This window comes from Sorangium sp. So ce204, from assembly GCF_051526795.1.
GTDB classification, from domain to species: Bacteria; Myxococcota_A; Polyangia; order Polyangiales; family Polyangiaceae; genus Sorangium; species Sorangium cellulosum_B.
Genome location: NZ_CP150317.1, coordinates 1,164,488 through 1,177,706 on the forward strand (window position 1 = coordinate 1,164,488; position 13,219 = coordinate 1,177,706).

10 protein-coding genes are annotated in these 13,219 nt (G+C 69.0%); 6 read left to right on the forward strand and 4 right to left on the reverse strand.

The window, feature by feature from the left end; translation table 11 throughout:
- Positions 1-411 precede the first annotated feature (411 nt).
- The 3 genes from WMF22_RS04275 to WMF22_RS04285 all read left to right on the forward strand — a co-directional run bounded on the left by WMF22_RS04275 (position 412) and on the right by WMF22_RS04285 (position 3,376).
- Positions 412-1,320: an ABC transporter ATP-binding protein gene (locus WMF22_RS04275; RefSeq protein WP_438034926.1), complete on the forward strand. Its 909-nt coding sequence runs from the start codon at positions 412-414 to the stop codon at positions 1,318-1,320.
- Positions 1,317-2,156 (forward strand): hypothetical protein, encoded by an 840-nt coding sequence (locus WMF22_RS04280; RefSeq protein ID WP_438034927.1) that lies wholly within the window; start codon positions 1,317-1,319, stop codon positions 2,154-2,156. Before WMF22_RS04275 ends, WMF22_RS04280 begins: the two co-directional genes overlap by 4 nt.
- 89 nt (positions 2,157-2,245) lie before the next feature.
- Entirely contained in the window at positions 2,246-3,376 is a 1,131-nt protein-coding gene (locus WMF22_RS04285; protein ID WP_438034928.1) for a hypothetical protein, read from the forward strand.
- Positions 3,377-3,453: 77 nt separating this feature from the next.
- Here WMF22_RS04285 and WMF22_RS04290 read toward each other — a convergent pair whose 3' ends face one another.
- Complete coding sequence (locus tag WMF22_RS04290) at positions 3,454-3,840, reverse strand: VOC family protein (RefSeq protein ID WP_437297839.1); 387 nt, start codon at positions 3,838-3,840, stop codon at positions 3,454-3,456.
- A 53-nt stretch (positions 3,841-3,893) separates the two neighbouring features.
- Positions 3,894-4,337, reverse strand: a complete 444-nt coding sequence (locus WMF22_RS04295; protein WP_012233393.1) for a helix-turn-helix transcriptional regulator — start codon at positions 4,335-4,337, stop codon at positions 3,894-3,896.
- Between the two features lie 329 nt (positions 4,338-4,666).
- Here WMF22_RS04295 and WMF22_RS04300 point away from each other — a divergent pair, with 329 nt between their 5' ends.
- On the forward strand, positions 4,667-5,302 hold the full coding sequence (locus WMF22_RS04300; protein WP_438034929.1) for an HD domain-containing protein: 636 nt from the start codon (positions 4,667-4,669) through the stop codon (positions 5,300-5,302).
- A 23-nt stretch (positions 5,303-5,325) separates the two neighbouring features.
- Here the strand turns inward: WMF22_RS04300 and WMF22_RS04305 are convergent, their stop codons facing one another.
- On the reverse strand, positions 5,326-6,303 hold the full coding sequence (locus tag WMF22_RS04305) for a peptidase dimerization domain-containing protein (RefSeq protein ID WP_438034930.1): 978 nt from the start codon (positions 6,301-6,303) through the stop codon (positions 5,326-5,328).
- A 1,047-nt stretch (positions 6,304-7,350) separates the two neighbouring features.
- Here WMF22_RS04305 and WMF22_RS04310 point away from each other — a divergent pair.
- Positions 7,351-10,233 carry a hypothetical protein gene (locus tag WMF22_RS04310; protein WP_438034931.1) on the forward strand — a complete coding sequence of 961 codons (2,883 nt, stop codon included), beginning with the start codon at positions 7,351-7,353 and terminating at the stop codon, positions 10,231-10,233.
- A gap of 77 nt (positions 10,234-10,310) precedes the next feature.
- On the opposite strand, the gene WMF22_RS04315 is transcribed toward WMF22_RS04310, so the two are convergent.
- A complete protein-coding gene (locus WMF22_RS04315) occupies positions 10,311-10,577 on the reverse strand; it encodes a hypothetical protein (protein WP_437297843.1) in 267 nt (88 codons plus the stop codon).
- 382 nt (positions 10,578-10,959) lie between these two features.
- Between WMF22_RS04315 and WMF22_RS04320 the strand changes: the two genes are divergently transcribed.
- On the forward strand, positions 10,960-13,209 hold the full coding sequence (locus WMF22_RS04320) for a prolyl oligopeptidase family serine peptidase (protein ID WP_438034932.1): 2,250 nt from the start codon (positions 10,960-10,962) through the stop codon (positions 13,207-13,209).
- Positions 13,210-13,219: the final 10 nt, after the last annotated feature.

Consider the following 13,219-nt stretch of genomic DNA (forward strand, 5'->3'; position numbering starts at 1 on the left):
GCGAGTGGCCATGACGAGAGGAGGCGCGCGCGGCAAAGGTAATCGACAGAATCCAGCTGTTATCCAGGGGATCTCCTGTGGAGAACCCCTGTGGAGAACTGGAGAGGACGGGGCGTGATCGAGGCGTGGACCCGGTCGGACATGGTCTGTCATAACCACGTGCTCCTTGGCGCTTGACGCTGCCCGCGGGCGGAGGATGGGGCCGGAACGCCTCCGGGGCGCCTTCACTTCCCGCTCGCTCTCGATGTGTCCTGCTCTGGACCCGTGTTTCGAGGTCGACTCGGCGCGGGCCTGGTCGCGCCGTCGCGGCTGGAGGATCCCAGCTCCACTCTCTCTCCTCGGGCATTCCACTTGCGTGCGGCGGTCGGCCGGCCAGACTACGCCGCCGTGCTCGCCATCGAAGCGTCCTCCGTGAGGAAGGTCTACCGCGGCTTCTTCCGCCGGAGCGGCGGGCAGACGGCGCTCGCGGGCCTCGACCTCGCCATCCAGCGCGGCGCCGCGTTCGGGCTCATCGGCCTGAACGGCGCGGGCAAGACGACGTTCATCAAGACGCTGCTCGGCGTGGTGCGCCCCACGAGCGGCGCCGTGCGCGTGCTCGGCGGCGAGCCGGAGGACCCGGGCGTGCGCGCCAGGATCGGGTACCTGCCGGAGCGGCTCTTCTTGCCCAGCGCGTTCACGCCGCGGCAGTTCCTCGCGAGCGTGGCCCGCATGAAGGGCCTCTCGCCGGGCGAGGGCGCGCTGCGCGCGCTGGTCGAGAGGGTAGGGCTCGGGGTCGACTCGGACCGCAAGATCGGCGGGTTCTCGAAGGGGATGCGGCAGCGCCTCGGGCTCGCCGCGGCCTTGCTCGGGCAGCCGGAGCTGCTCGTGCTCGACGAGCCCACCGACGGCGTAGACCCGCTCGGCCGGGCCGAGATCCGCAGGATCCTGGGCGAAGAGCGCGCGCGGGGGGCGACCTTGTTCCTGAACTCGCACCTCCTGTCGGAGACCGAGCGCATCTGCGACCGCATCGGCATCCTCGCGGGCGGGCGGCTCGTGCGCGAGGGCGCGCTCGTCGCGCTGTGCGGCAGCGAGACGGCGTACCGCGCGCGGTTCGCGGACGGCGCCGACGCGGCGAGGCTCGCCGCGCTCGGGTTCCGCCCGGCCGACGGGGAAGGGGCATGGCGCCTGGAGGCCGAGAGCCCCGCGGCGCTCAACGAGGCGCTCGACGAGGCGCGGCGCGCCGGCGCCTTGCTCGTCGAGCTGTCGCGGGACCTGCGCGACCTGGAGGACGTGCTGGCGGAGGCGCTGGGCGCGGGCGGCGCCCGCGGCGGTGCGGCGTGAGGGCGGCGCTGAGCGTCGCCGGCGACCTCCTGCGCGAGGCCTCGTCGCGGCGGTGGTTCCTCGCCCTCGGGATCGGCGTCACGATGGCGCTCGTGGTGATCGGGGGCGCGCTGCAGCTCGAGGTGGTGGACGGCGCGCTCGCGGCGACGCGGCTCTTCGGCAAGGAGCTCGGCCGCGGCGAGATCCGCTCGGTCGACGTCGCGCTCCGCTACGTCGGCCGGGCGCTTTCGTACGTGCTGTTTTACGGGGGGCTCGCGTTCGGGATCGTCTCCTGCGCCGATTTCGGCCCGAGCCTGCTGGCGCCGGGGCGCATCGAGCACCTGCTCTCGCTGCCCGTGCGGCGGTTCGAGCTCCTGCTCGGCACGTTCCTCGGCGTGCTCGCGCTCTCGCTCCTCAGCACGCTCTACGGCGCCCTCGGGATCACGGTCATCTTCGGGCTGAGGGCGGGCGTGTGGATGGCGAGCCCGATCGTGGCCGCGCTCCTCGCGAGCGTGACGTTCGCCGGCATCTACGGGGCGATGCTCACGACCGCGGTGATGGTGCGGAGCGCCGCCCTGTCCGCGGCGGTGGGGATCGCGCTGTTCATCCTCGGCATCGTCGCGGGGTACCGGGAGCAGCTCGACTCGTTCTTCGAGCCTGGCCTGGCCCGCGGGGCCTTCCGCGCGGCGACGCTCGTGCTGCCGCGGGTGTCGGCGCTCGCCGACGCGTCGGCGGACATCGCGGTGGCGACGGCGATCAAGGCGGATGTGCTCGCCAGCCAGGTGGCGGGGCTGCTCATCTTCGGCCTGGCCGCGCTCGCGGTGGGCATCCACGTGTTCGAAGAGAAGGATTTCTAGGGTGGAGCGGCGATGCTGGACGAGGCGGTGAGCGATCGACATCGGCAGCTCCGCGGCGCCTGGGTGGGGGTGACGACCCGATGAGACCGATGAAGAAGCGGGGCGTGTGGCTCGCGGCGGCGATGGTCCTGCTCGCGCTCGCCGCGTGGCTTATGTCGCGCGGTGACAAGGAGAAGCCCACGGTCCGGCCCCGGAAGATCGAGTTTCCGCGCTATCCGAAGCCGGCGGAGATGGAGCGCGCCAGCCGCCGCCGCACCCTGCCGCCGCTGTCTGCCCCGCCGCCTGGCGTCGAAGCGCCGCAATGGACGCGCGACCCGGTGCTCGCCGCCCTGCCCGCCGATCCGAAGCACTCGGCCATGGTGTTCGAGATCGAGGCGCTCAAGGAGTCGCCGATCATGCAGATCTGGCTCGATTGCATGCTGTCGCGCGGCGAGGAGCGCGCCGGCGTCGCGCGCCTGAAGGACCGATTCGGGATCGACGTGCTGGAGGACGTGGAGCGCGTCGCCTCGTCGAGCGCGGGGCTCATGGTGCTCCAGGGATCGTTCGAGGGCGCAAAGTTCGAGCGCGAGCGATGGACCACGCGGACGTACGGGGAGAAAGGCATCCTCTACGAGGAAAAGGACACGGGCAGGGTCGTCGCGACGTGGGGGCCTGACGTCCTGCTCTTGAACCCGCGCGCCGAGCCCGATCTCGTCGAGGACGCGATCGATCGACTCGAATCGACCGATCCCGCGCAGGGATCCATCCTCCAGGAACACCAGGCCTACAGCGACGTTTATGGAGTGCTGTCGCCCGACGATCTCTCGAAGATGCTGGCGTCGGAGCAGGACGAGCTCGCCGAGCGGATCCGGGAGACCGTCCAGCGGGTGGAGATCCACGTCGACGCCTCGGAGGACGTCGCCGTCGTCGCCGAGGTCGCCGGCCCCCCTGGCCAGGAGATGGAGGACCTGTCGAAGCTGTTCGGCGCCGCGCTCTCCATGGGGCGGCTCAACGCGATGCGCGAAGACAATGACGAGCTCGCCGAGCTGCTCGACCACGCGAAGGTGGAGACGCAGGCGCGGCGCGCTCCCTGGGCGAGCAAGCCGGAGGAGGGGCGCTTCTCGGTCGACGTGGCGCTGCCCGTCGAGCTGCTGAAGAACCTCGGCCCGTGTCGTCGAGACCGCGATCCGGACCGCGACATCAAGCCCGTGCCCGAGCCCGAGCCAGCGCCGACGCGGTGACGCGCGCAATGCCTCGCGAGCCGCGCGTCCCTGGATGATACCCTATCAGGGCCGGGGATGGCCCTGGCGATGGGGTATCAGAGCGGCTGATACAGCTGGATCAGGTTCCCGCAGGTGTCCGAGAACACCGCGATCATGACCGGGCCCATCGGGGTGGGCTCCTGGGTGAACGCGACCTGGTGCTCCTTGAGGCGAGCGAACTCGGCCTTGAGGTCCGACACCTCGAACGCGGTGAGCGGGATGCCCTGCGCGAACATCGCCTGCTGGAACGTCTTGGCTGCCGGGTTGGCGTTCGGCTCCAGCACGAGCTCCACGTCGTCGGGGCCCTCCGGCGAGACCACGGTGATCCACCGGTACTCGCCGACCGGGAAATCGTTCTTCTTCTTGAAGCCGAGCACCTCCGTGTAGAACGTGAGCGCGCGTGTCTGGTCCTCGACCATGATGCTGTTGAGCTTGATCCTCATCGATCGCCTCGCTGAGCTGACGGTTCGGGCCGACTCTGCCAGGGCCGCCCGGCTCACGCTTCTCGAAAACTGCGAAACGCGCCCGGCGGCAGCCGGCCCATCAGGGTGAGACAGCCGGGGACGAGCTCCCACGGGAGCCTCCCCGGCACCTGCACCATCGCGCGCACGCGGCGCCGGTACGCCGACGGCGGCACGCCGATCCGCTGCGCGAACAGCGCGCTGAAGCTGCCGAGGCTGGAGAACCCGACCTCCATGCACACGTCGGTCACCGAGTGATGCCCGGCCGCCAGGAGCTGCTTGGCCAGATCAAGGCGCCGCCGGATGCGGTACTGGTGCGGGGTCACGCCGAACACCGCCTCGAACTGCCGGATGAAGTGGTAGGGCGAGATCGCCACCTCCCGCGCCACGTCCTCGATCGACAACCTCGACTCGCGCACCTCGGAGAGCAGGTCCCGCGCCCGGCAGAGGTTCCTGAGCGCGTCGTGTCCGAGCAGCATCGCCGGCGACCAGGATAGAGCGTGGCGGCGGCTGGCTCAAGCGACCCACCGGAGGGGCGCGCGAGGGGCCGCTCGGACGAGCAGCTCGGGGTCGGGGAAGGCGAGGAACCAGGTCGACAGGCCGCGCGCGCGACAGAGCGAGTGTGTCGGCCGTGGCCGAATTTGCAGCTTCATTGTCTTTCGGGACAGACGCGCCGTCTGATACCCCCTGGCGGGGCGCCGGCGGCGCGGCGCCGCGCCCGAGCCCGCCGGCGAGCTCGGGCGCGGCGCCGCGGTGACGGCGCTTCATGACGTCCCGAGCCAGTCCGAAGCAAACCCGGGAGGAGCCAATGAAAGCGATCGAGTTACCCGAGATTCCGGACAGCGCCCTTTGTGTCGAGGCGACCGAGCACGCCAGGGCCGTCAGCGCCCCGTTCCTCTTCAACCATGTGGCGCGCACGTACGTCTTCGGCGACGCGCTGGGGCGGCACATGGGCCTGTCGTACGACCGCGAGCTGCTCTATCTGGCGTGTGTGTTCCACGATCTGGGCCTCACCGACTCGGCCCCCGTCGAGACGCGCTTCGAGGTCGAGGGGGCCGACGCGGCCAGGGCTTTCCTGGCCGCGCGCGGGGTCGGCGCGCGCGAGCAGGAGATCGTCTGGGACGCGATCGCCCTGCACACCACCACGGTGATACCCCAGCGAAAGCGCCCCGAGATCGCCCTTTGCCAGATGGGCGCGGCCATCGACGTCGGCTACGCGCCCTTGACGCTCCTGCCCGATCGGCTCGTCGACGAGGCGCTCCGGCGCTACCCGCGGCTCGGCTTCAAGGAGGCGATGACCTCCGCGTTCTGCGGGCTGCTCCGCCGAAACGAGGCGGCCGCGGCCACTTCGCCGGTCGTGGCCGACGTCGGCGAGCGCAGGCTCGACGGGTTTCGACCCATCCACTTCTGCGACGTCATCGCGGGCGCGGCGTTCGACGAGTAGCGCTGTCAGGAGCTCGGAGGGCTTCAGAGCGCGAACAGAAAATCGACGAAGGAGCGGGTCGCGCCGTCGAGGCCGAGGTACTTCTTGCCGGCGGCGGGCTCGATGACGAGGTATTCGTCCTTGGCGTGGGCGCCGGAGCCGTGGCCGAGGCCGACGTGGCCGGCCGGGAGCTCGAGCGGCTTTCCCGTGAAGAGGTAGCCGGGCCAGGAGCCGGCGAGGCGCGGCCAGATCACCGGGGCCAGGCCCGCGGCCTTGTAGACGGCCAGCTGGGTCTGGATGGGCGGCGCCTCGAGCGCGGTGTCCGTCGGGTCGTAGCTGCCGATGTTCTTGATAGCGATGTCCTTGTAACCGCGCCTGTCGAGGTGCTTGCGCAGCTTGGCGAGCACGTCCAATGCGGTCATGTCCGGCACCAGGCGGATATCCATCTTGGCGAAGGCGCGGTGCGGCAAAATGGTCTTGGAGCCCTCGCCGATGTAGCCGGCATAGAGGCCGTCGATGTTCACCGACGGGCGCGAGACGTAGCGCTCGAGCATGGCGCGCTCGTCGAGGTCGTTCACCCACCTGTCGACCCCGAAGGCCTTCTTCCAGTCGGCGTCGTCCCAGCGCGCCGACAGGTCGTCGAGCAGCTTCTTCTGCTGGCTCGAGACCGGGCGCACGGCGTCGGTGAGGCCGTCGATCATCGGCTCGTTGCCGTCCGCCGAGACCAGCGTGCCGAGCGCCTGCACCAGCCGCCAGGCCGGGCTGTCGACGACCACCTTCATGCTGGAGTGGATCTCCCCGTCGCGGGGGCCGCGCCCCCACGCCTCGCCGCTCGCCTCCAGCTCGATGTAGACGATGCCCTTCGCGCCCAGGACGACGTTGACCGTGCCCGACAGCGATTGGTCCGCCGCCGGCATCATCACGCCCTGGCATCTCGCGAGCGCCTTCATCACGTCATCGTTCCGCACCACCTGCGAGAAATGCGGAGAGCCGAACTCCTCTTCCCCTTCGGCGACCACCACCAGGTTGACCGGCAGCTTCAGAGAGGTCGACGGCCTTGCCAGCCGCGCCCCTGGCGAGGCGGGGGAACGAGGCGAGCAGCCCGGAGGCCGCGGCGGCGGCGATGAAGGTGCGGCGATCGATGTCCAGCATGGCGCGCAGCTTAAAGCGCGCCGGGCAGGAACGGTCCTCCCCCTGCTTTCGTGGACACCTCGACGTCACCGGGAGGCATCGATCGAACGGAGAAAGAGGAGGGTGTTCACGCCTGGGTGCAAGGCCGAGGCGGTACGGCAGGCGAGGGCAGGCGCGCAGAGCCTCGTCGATGGCTTCGCCTGGGGAGCGGAGAATCCAGCGGAATCGATGCTCTCTTGCTCGGATCGGCTGATGGCCATCGCGCCGGCGAACGGGCCTCCGCCACGGGCGTGATGCTCGGCCCATCACCGACCCGAGCGCGCCTCGGTGTTCGGGCGTGTCGAGGGCCCCTCGGCAGGGCATCGGGCGCGTGAGCGAGCCGTCGTCCTGCTGGAGCGAAAGGCGGCCCACAGCGATCCTCTACATTACATGGAGCGCCAACACACACAGGGGCTCTTGAGAGGGCGCCGTGTCGTCCATCGTCATGTCATGCCCGTCGGCTCAGGACGGTGACCTAGAAATGCTGGTTCAGGTACCGCAACCCGGGTGAGTATGTTGTTGACACAGTGTCGCTCTTCAGGAGGAGAGCGGGCGCATAGGGAGCCATCTGTCGCCTCATGTGAGCGACGTGAACTGCTCTTGACATTTCTGAATCGCTTTGATTCTTTTTTCTTCCATCTCGAGCCGATACGATCTGCCGGCCAATAGCGCAGAGCGCGGGGGAAATCATGAGTCACCCATCGTTCACGCTCATTCGCGTGATCTGCTGCCTTCTCGTTGCGATCACAGCCGGCTGCTTGGACGGCAAAGCGCCGCGCGGCGACGCTCCCCAACCAGCTGCCATTCCGGATGTATCCTTTCAAGGGCCATGCGACGGGCCAGCCCTAGCTCACGTGCGGGTCGATCGCGCGAAGAAGGCGCCAGATGTCGGCGCGGTCATGTTTGCGGCAGCGGGTGATATTTGCCTTCGTGTCTCGACCGGCGGGGAGAAGGGCCACGCGGCCGCCGCGGCGTGGATCACCTTGGATACGTCGCTGCGCGCCGCTTCGCCCGACGACTTCAACGGCAGGCCCGCGGCCTTCAACGTGCTCGTCCGTGGATTGTACGACGGAGAGCACCGCCTCGAGGTTCGAGTCGCGTCGAAGCCTGGAACATTCGTCGACGTCGAGATAGTCGACCTGGTCGACCCGGCCGAGCTCGAGACGGGCGGCGACCCGGTGACAGGCACAGTCGGTCCCATGGGAGGCGTTGTATCCTCGAGCGGCGGTCCAGGGCTCATTTCTATTCCCCGCGACGCGCTCTCGGCGCCGACGGACATCACGATAGCGAAGTTGAGCGACGCTGCGGCCGCCAGCCCTCTCCCCGACGGTCTGGTCCTCGTCGGTGGCGTGGAGCTCCTGCCGGAGGGGACGGTCTTCGATGCCCCCGCCCTCGTCCTCGTCCCGCTCACGCGGCGCTTGACGCCGGGGCGACCCCTGACAGCCCTTTATTTTGACCCGGTGCAGGGAGCGTGGGTGCGCTCCCTCATGTCCACGGGGGAGTACGCCAGCGCCATGGTAACGTCGGATGGGGCCCACGCCGCGTTCCTCGTGGACCACTTTTCGTCTCATGCGGTCGCCCTTCCCGAGCTGCCGGAGCTCGATCTCGTCCAGATCGGCACCGTTCGAAGCGCGATTCACGTGTGCCCTATCAACTTCGATTTCGGCGTGTGGGACGGCCCCCCAGTCAATAATATCTTCCGCACCGCCTATAGCGACCCGATCTTCCGGCACGGCGTCTTCACGGACGTGTTCGAGCAGGTCCTGCTCCGGCCGACGGTGGGCGACGGCGGGGCGCATTACGCCATCGCGGCTCAGATCCTCGCGTCCGCGCGCAACGAGCTCGCGTCCAGCGCCGATCTCCTCTATTCACAGGCTCTGCTCAGCAAGCACGTCAATCGGGGACTGCGGGGGCTGTGGGGCTGGTACGCCGACCAGCCGGCCTCCTTCAAGCATACGACCTTCGCGAACGTTCAGGCGCGGTTCAGCAAGCTATCCGCAGCGCTTCAGCTCGTCGCCGTCGGCGCGCAGCTCGACGAGGGCGCCGCTCAGGTGGAGCTGCTCTGGGTCCTCTCGCAGGCCGCCGACCTGACGCGCATCGATGTGATGAGATCCTACCTCGATTCGATAGGGCTGAGCACCGATCCGTCCGTCGTGGCCGGATTCGAGGTGGCGGCAGGCCGCGTTGCGGCTCGTCACGACGCGCAGATGAACGAGCTCGTGGTCGCGGTGGCGAAGGCGGCTGAGCACGGGGTCGTGACCGTCGACACGCTCCTGGAGGCTGGAGTGACGATCGGCCTGCCCGCCGTGATCGTCGATTCTCTCGTGAAAGCGAAGCTCATCACGCAGGCGGCGGGCACCAAGCTGGCGGCAGCTGCAGGGCTCGCCCTCGATCTGGCCCTCGGGAATGGAGATGCGCACCGGCGGTCGAGCACCCTGTGCGCGCTGTCGACGCTCTACGCCTACGGCCTCGAGCGGGCAGACGTGAAGGTCGACGGCGTGGAGCTGGCCGAGCTCAAGTATATTGCCTTCGCGGAGCTCGCGCGCGCGGCGTCGTCGTTCGTCGAAGGAGAGGAGCTCGGCTTCACCAACTGGCTCGTTTACCTGGCCGTGGATCCTTTTGTCGGCGGCCAACGGGACGCGACGATCTCCTTCTGGAGAGATGCGGCGAGCACCGCTGAAGCAGGGCTGCGAGCGCTGGCGAGCATGAAATACAACCTCGACACCGAGCCGATGCAGACGACCGTCGACGACGAGCTCCCGTCGGTGTCGTTCGCGTGCACGTCCGACGCGTCGATCACAAAGCAATCATGCGGCACCGACCTCGTGGGGTGCTACGCGGGGCCTCAGGGCAGCTGGTTCTGGACCTATAGCGTCAGCGTTCCTGACTGCACGGCGACGTTCACCATCTCGGCGCCATCGAGCGGCGAGCAGCCCGTGTACGCCGAATACTTCGCCTTCTGCGACCAGTCGCGCGCGGTGCGCTACGGCGTGGAAGACGACTTCAAGTCGTCGGAGGTGGTCATCGACCAGTGGGCGTCCACGCTGACGCCGCGCACGTCGCTTCTGGGGATGTTCCATTTCACGTCGGGCCAGTCGTACAAGGTGCATGTGTCTGACCATGACCCTCTTGGCTATCAGCCGACTCCGGGGGCATGCCAGGCGGCCGGCGGCGCCCACCACATCAACGTGAACATCGATCGCGTGACGTTCACCGCGCAGGCCAGGCCGGCGGCGGCCGTGCAGGCGTCGGACCGCGAGGCGATCCGGGAGGATGGCATGAGCATCCTTGCCTGGCCGTTCGAATCAAAATCGTGGAGGCGCGTCGAGGGGAGCCCCTATCATGGGTGCTCCGATGCGACCGCGGACGACTGGAACACGACGCTCGGCGGCTGCGACACGGAGATCACGATGGGGCCTATGCGCTTGCGCTCTGCGATCAGCGGGATCATTCGATTCGCGGGCAAGAGCGCGAACGATCCTGGGAGGGGGTATCAGCTCATCATCGAGAGCTCCAGAATACCCGGATTTTTTGTGGGCTACGCTCATCTAGCCCCGTTCGACGCCACGGGGATGGTCGGCCAGACCGTGGCTGCGTCCGGCGAGCTTCCGGTGGCGGTGGGCGACACCGGGACAGATTGTGCGCACCTTCATTTGAGCGCGTGGCGCCGTGTCCTCGATCCGGCGGCGCGCGCGCTGGTCCTCGATGGTCGTAGCCCCGACGGATATACATGCAGCGTTTCAAAATACGCCGCACCGTTCGAGCTGAACCAAGAATGGTGAGCGAACCCGCTGCGCGCCAAGCCCGGTGTTGAACGTGCGACGAGCTCCGCGCGGCAATTTCGCTGGACGAGGAGCTGCTAGCCTCTGACCTCTTCGTCCTCGCCTTCTGGAGGCGGAGGGCGCTCGCCCGCGGCGACCTGGAGCTCGCGGACGATCGAGAGGAGCGCTGGACAGCAGAAGCGCTCGATCACGGAGCCGTCGGGCGCGAGCTCGAAGCTCGGCGGTCCGCCGTGCACCGGGCAAGCCACGTCGGCGTACCTCGACTCGAGATCCCTCAGGACGCTCTCGTCGATCTCGCTGACCTCGCCATTCGCAGCCGCCCCTTCGTTCCCGTGAGTCGCCATGCGGCGCACGGTAGCAGGAACGGCGCCGCGCCTCGCGCGCTGCCCGGGTGCCCGGGCGACCTCTGCCATCGACGCAGGGACGCCGGCGCCCCGCGGCCTCGACCATCGAGGCGCCGTGACCAGAGCGGCCGCCCGAAATCAAGAGGACAAAATAGCAGCGCCGCCGGGCGCCTCGGGGTGTTAGGCGGAGGCCGCCGGCGGAGCTGGTCCCTGACTAAGCATCCTTCGTACCAAGTACACCCTTCGGAAAATCCCCTACTTATGTCTCGGGCGACGATCGGGTGGGTTTCGATTCTGCGAGGAGCCGGCTTGCACGGTTGCAGGATCGCGACGGCGCTCGCCCTCTTCCGTGACCGCCCTGTCGCCGGCTAGCGTCTGCGACATGAACCGCCTGCGTACGACCCCCGCCGTCACCCTGGTGCTGCCGCTGCTCGCGGCGTGCAGCGCCCCCGCGTCGAGGCCGCTGGACAAGCCGGCCGCGTCCCCGGCCGCCGCGACCCCGCCGCCGCACGCCGCGCCGGCAGCGCCCTCCGGACCGGGGCGGCTGCCTTATCCAGCGACCGCGAAGCGGCCCGTGGCGAGCGAGTACCATGGCACCCGGGTCGTCGACGACTACCAGTGGCTGGAGGACGGGAGCTCCCCCGAGGTGGAGCGCTGGGTCGCCGAGCAGAACCAGCTCTCGCGCGCCACCCTCGACGCCGTGCCGGCGCGCGGCGCCATCCGGGCGCGCGTGCAGGAGATCCTGTCGGCGACCTCCGCGAACCACTACGCGCTCGACGAGGCCGGCGGGCAGATCTTCGCGCTCAAGGACCAGCCGCCGAAGCAGCAGCCTTTCCTCGTCGTGCTGAGGTCCGTGAACGACCCCGCCTCCGCGCGGACCCTCGTCGATCCAGAGGCCATCGACCCGAAAGGGCACACGACCATCGACTGGTTCGTCCCGTCGCGCGACGGCAAGAAGGTGGCTGTCTCCCTGTCCGAAGGCGGTACCGAGAGCGGGACCGTGCGCGTCTACGACGTGGCGACGGGCAAGGAGACGGGCGACACAGTCCCTTACGCGAACAGCGGCACCGCGGGCGGCAGCCTGGCGTGGACCGGCGATGGTAAGGGGTTCTACTACACAAGGCACCCTCGGCCCGGGGAGCGCCCGCGAGAGGACATGGGCTTCTTTCAGCAGATCTACTTCCACAAGCTCGGCACGCCGGACAAGGACGACAAGTACGCGCTCGGCACGGAATTCCCCCGCATCGCCGAGGTGGAGCTCACGACGAGCGAGAGCGGCAAGCTCGTGCTCGCCAGCGTGCAGAACGGTGATGGAGGCGAGTACTGGCACTATCTCCTCGACGCCTCGGGCAAGTGGACGCGCTTCGCCGACCTGCCCGACAAGATCATCCGGGTCGTGTTCGGCGCCGACGACCGGCTCTACCTGCTTTCGCGCAAGGACGCGCCGCGCGGCAAGGTGCTGCGCCTCTCGCCGGGCAAGCTGGACCTCGCCAGGGCGGAGCTCGTCGTGCCCGAGAGCGAGGCGGTGATCCAGGACTTCTTGCCCACGACAGGGCGGCTCTACGTCCGCGATCTGCTCGGCGGGCCGTCGCAGGTCCGCGTCTTCGATCTGAAGGGCAAGGCGCTCGGGACGGTGCCGATCCCGCAGGTCTCCTCGGTGCGGCAGGTCGTGCGCACGCAAGGCGACGACATGCTCTTTCGGGGCGTGAGCTACACCGAGCCGGCGGCCTGGTTCGCGTACTCGGCCAGGGACGGCAAGGTGACGAAGACGCCGCTCGCGATGACGGCCCCTGTCTCCTATGCCGACGTGGAGGTCGCCCGGGAGGCGTGCACCTCGAAGGACGGGACCAAGGTTCCCATCAACATCCTGCGCCGGAAGGGCGCGCCGCTCGACGGGACCGCGCCGGCGCTGCTCACGGGATACGGCGGCTACGGGACGAGCATGGCGCCCGGGTTCAACCCGCTCTACCGGCTGTGGTTCGACCAAGGAGGGGTGGTCGCGATCGCCAACCTGCGCGGCGGCGGCGAGTTCGGGGAGGCGTGGCACCGCGGCGGCAACCTGACGAAGAAGCAGAACGTCTTCGACGACTTCGCGGCGTGCGCGCAGCACCTCGTCGACGGGCGCTTCACGAGCCCGGCGCGGCTCGCCATCCGCGGCGGCTCGAACGGCGGTCTGCTGATGGGAGCGCTGCTGACGCAGCACCCGGAGATGGTCAAGGCGGTCGTGTCGCACGTCGGTATCTACGACATGCTCCGGGTGGAGCTCACGCCGAACGGGGCGTTCAACGTGACCGAGTTCGGCACGGTGAAGGACCCCGAGCAGTTCAAGGCCCTTCACGCCTACTCGCCGTATCACCACGTCAAGGACGGGACCGCCTATCCGGCGACCCTGTTCCTGACCGGCGCCAACGACCCGCGGGTGGATCCATGGCACTCGCGGAAGATGGCCGCGCGGATGCAAGCGGCCTCGTCGGGCTCGGCGCCCATCCTGCTCCGGGCGAGCGGCTCGACGGGCCACGGGGCCGGGACACCGCTCTCCGAGGAGATCGAGGAGCAAGCCGACGTGTTCGCGTTCCTCTTCAAGGAGCTCGGGCTCGGCGCCCCGCCGGCCAAGGACGACGCGGCGCCGTAGCAGGACGAGC

What these genes read in the sequence shown, in the direction of transcription:
- WMF22_RS04285 (WP_438034928.1), top strand. Translation starts at nt 2,246, where the DNA reads ATGAAGAAGCGGGGCGTGTGGCTCGCGGCGGCGATGGTCCTGCTCGCG.
- WMF22_RS04290 (WP_437297839.1), bottom strand. Translation starts at nt 3,840, where the DNA reads ATGAGGATCAAGCTCAACAGCATCATGGTCGAGGACCAGACACGCGCG.
- WMF22_RS04295 (WP_012233393.1), bottom strand. Translation starts at nt 4,337, where the DNA reads ATGCTGCTCGGACACGACGCGCTCAGGAACCTCTGCCGGGCGCGGGAC.
- WMF22_RS04300 (WP_438034929.1), top strand. Translation starts at nt 4,667, where the DNA reads ATGAAAGCGATCGAGTTACCCGAGATTCCGGACAGCGCCCTTTGTGTC.
- WMF22_RS04310 (WP_438034931.1), top strand. Translation starts at nt 7,351, where the DNA reads ATGTTTGCGGCAGCGGGTGATATTTGCCTTCGTGTCTCGACCGGCGGG.
- WMF22_RS04315 (WP_437297843.1), bottom strand. Translation starts at nt 10,577, where the DNA reads ATGGCGACTCACGGGAACGAAGGGGCGGCTGCGAATGGCGAGGTCAGC.
- WMF22_RS04320 (WP_438034932.1), top strand. Translation starts at nt 10,960, where the DNA reads ATGAACCGCCTGCGTACGACCCCCGCCGTCACCCTGGTGCTGCCGCTG.